Consider the following 490-nt stretch of genomic DNA (forward strand, 5'->3'; position numbering starts at 1 on the left):
ATACCGATTGTGCTGGTAATACCGCAAATTGGGCTTATGTATATACTATTGATTTAACACCATTTATATTACCAAGTAATGGTACAGAAACTATTGATAATTTAGCGGGTGCTGTTGAGCCAACACCCCCTACTGTTACCGATAACTGTGGAAATACATTAACACCTGCTGCACCTACCAAAACTGATACTCCTGATTGTCAAGGTTCGGTTGTATATTCCTTTGCATTTACTGATTGTGCTGGTAATACAGGAAATTGGACATATACTTATACTATTGAACTAGCACCGTTTACTGTTCCTGCCAACGATGGAACAACTGTAAATTGTATAGCAGATGCTACTGAAACATTTACTTTACCTATCATTACTGATGCCAATGGAGATACAGTAACACCAAGTACTGCAATAATCACAGATAGTCCTAATCCTTTAACTTGTGAAGGAACTAGAACGTATGCTTATACTTATACCGATTGTGCTGGTAACAC

At 37.6% G+C, this 490-nt stretch carries 1 protein-coding gene; it reads left to right on the forward strand.

Going from position 1 to position 490, the window contains the following annotated elements:
• Nucleotides 1–490: hypothetical protein (locus tag Q0870_RS15365; RefSeq protein WP_298556783.1), on the forward strand; the 490-nt coding region annotated here is incomplete at both ends.

Origin of the sequence: uncultured Algibacter sp. (assembly GCF_947487575.1) — a bacterium.
Lineage (GTDB): Bacteria > Bacteroidota > Bacteroidia > Flavobacteriales > Flavobacteriaceae > Algibacter_B.